Here is a 2,302-nt window from a genome sequence, read left to right on the forward strand (position 1 = left end):
CAAATCAGTCCGATTCGCCTTCCTGAAGGATGGTGTCTACTATTTTTCCAGACGAGTTCCATCGGACCTTCGCAGCCATTATGCGACGGATCGCATCTCATTTTCTCTTAGAACGAAATCCGCCAGAGACGCAGAAGCCCGTGGGCTAGCTCACGCCATTAAGTTGGATGAATTTTGGTTCAAACTCAGAATGAACGGCGGGCAGGTTCCCGGCCATCATCGGTTGCTCAATGAGGAAGAGCGCTCCCGCAGGCCCAGCCCAACTATGGTAGAGGCTAAGGAGCTTTATCTGCGGCTGAAGGGTGTGGGGAGGCCTAAGACTTTCTATATGGGCGCTGAGAGGGCCGTGGAGTACCTGATAACGGCCTCCGGCAATAAGGCATTGCTCGCCTATACTAAGTCGGACGCGACGGCCTTTAGGGACGCTCTCTACGCCCGGAAGCTCGGCACGAGTAGCGTTGAGCGCGTTATGACGACTATCAAGGCAATCGTGGCATTTGCACTAAGTGAAGAGGGGATTACCGCACCTAACCCCTTTGTAGGGGTCTACCTGAACAGGCAGGAAAGAGCGGAAGATCGAAAGCCAATTTCCCTCCCGGACATCCGATCCGTTCAAGCGAAGTGCCGCGAGCTAGATGATGATGTTAGATGGCTAGTCGCACTAATCAGTGACACCGGCATGAGGTTGGCAGAGGCGGCGGGCCTTTTGGTGTCTGACTTTAGCTTGGACGATCCAGTTCCTCATGTTGTCGTCCAACCCCACCCATGGCGTTCATTAAAGACGACGGCTAGCGAGCGGTGTGTTCCGTTGGTCGGGGAAGCACTTTGGGCGGCTAGTCGGATCGTGAAGCGCAGCGGCCCTGAATTCGCATTTCCCCGCTACAATCGAGCGGACCGCACTAATGCCAACTCAGCAAGCGCATCATTGAACAAATGGCTTGGCAAGTATGTCCCCGCGGGATGTGTCGTGCACAGCTTTCGCCATAGTTTGCGGGACCGATTACGGGCTGTTGAGTGTCCTAGCGATGTTGTGGATCAGATTGGCGGTTGGACTACAGCAGGTAATGGCCAGGGATACGGGCAGGGGTACCCCCTATCTGTGAAGCACAGGTGGATGGCTGCGGCATCTGAGTACATTAGCGCCGAACATGGGGCCACTAAATAAATCTAGCCGTCTGTGGTTGGCCAACGAGCACTTCCAAAGTGCTCTTGACGATGGCAATTTGCACATAGCGCCACAGCGTTCTCTACCGCATCAAGTCCACCCTTGGACAAAGGTAGCTTGTGGTGAACTTCCAAATAGGGGGAGGCATTGGTAGTTCGCAAGAAGGGCGCAGGATTACCGCATCCCTCACAAACACCTTCAGCCCTGTCTAGAACCTCCGCAACAACGTCAGGGTTGCGAACGAACGCAGTAGTCAACACGATTACTTTTGTCGGTGTTTTGTCTGCGACTTTTAGTCGGGCTCTGCGCGCCTCTCGAGAGTCTGCCCGCGCTCTAGTAACCCCTTGTTGCAGGTCGGCTTCTAGCTTCGCCATCTCAACTGCAGGTTCGACCTTTTCCTGACGAACAAGATAAAACCACTTGGCCCCATCATTCTCGGTCACTACCCGACTGCTGCGGAAGACGCCCGATAGGACAAAACGCTCTGAAGCATCGTTCCTTACGAACGCATATACAGGTACGTCAGGAAATTCAATAATCGACCTGTTCTCTAAGTAAGACTCGAGATACTTTCCTTTTCTGCTTTTTAAGAAATACTGTAATTCATATCCATTTTTCAACCATTTATTTGAATATGACCCACCAGTAAGTGTTGCCTTAATAAAAACGGCTATGTGATTACCAACTTCTCCAATCGGTAGTATACCTCCTCCGAGGTTATTGTAAGTTTTTGCGAAGATGACCAGGTCTGATGAGGTATATGATCGTCCGACGATGAAATCATCCAGGCGCGTGACGTCATCGGAGTAGACTCCAAATCTCTTCAGAAATTCTTCGCGTATATCTTCAAACGTGAGAAGTCCTGCGTTTCTGAGAGCAAAAAATACATCCGTGTTCGCATCAGCCTGAAAGCGGTTGATGTACGCTACAATATCGCCGGTGCGCTTGAAGCGTCCAAGCCAAGTCTGCGAATTTTTGATGGTATTCTTTACTTCAGTCGTGATGTCTGGCGAGACTAGCGCCGGTTGTAGGACTTTTGACGCGATGAACGCCCGTGCCTCATCTAACGCACTACTAGTCAATATCCGCCCCATTCAACGACACTTATAGAAACGCTCAATGCTAACTGCCCGTTGC

The 2,302-nt window shown here is 51.5% G+C and carries 2 protein-coding genes; one reads left to right on the forward strand and one right to left on the reverse strand.

The genetic code is table 11. From position 1 onward, the window contains the following. The first annotated feature begins 22 nt into the window (after window positions 1–22). Complete coding sequence (locus tag GGR20_RS19315) at window positions 23–1,165, forward strand: DUF6538 domain-containing protein (RefSeq protein WP_420827459.1); 1,143 nt, start codon at window positions 23–25, stop codon at window positions 1,163–1,165. A gap of 2 nt (window positions 1,166–1,167) precedes the next feature. Here the strand turns inward: GGR20_RS19315 and GGR20_RS18375 are convergent, their stop codons facing one another. After that, the gene (locus tag GGR20_RS18375; protein WP_210283255.1) at window positions 1,168–2,247 is read right to left on the reverse strand and encodes an HNH endonuclease; all 1,080 of its coding nucleotides are present in this window, start codon (window positions 2,245–2,247) and stop codon (window positions 1,168–1,170) included. Window positions 2,248–2,302: the final 55 nt, after the last annotated feature.

It is taken from the genome of Devosia subaequoris (assembly GCF_014197055.1).
Classification (GTDB): Bacteria; Pseudomonadota; Alphaproteobacteria; order Rhizobiales; family Devosiaceae; genus Devosia; species Devosia subaequoris.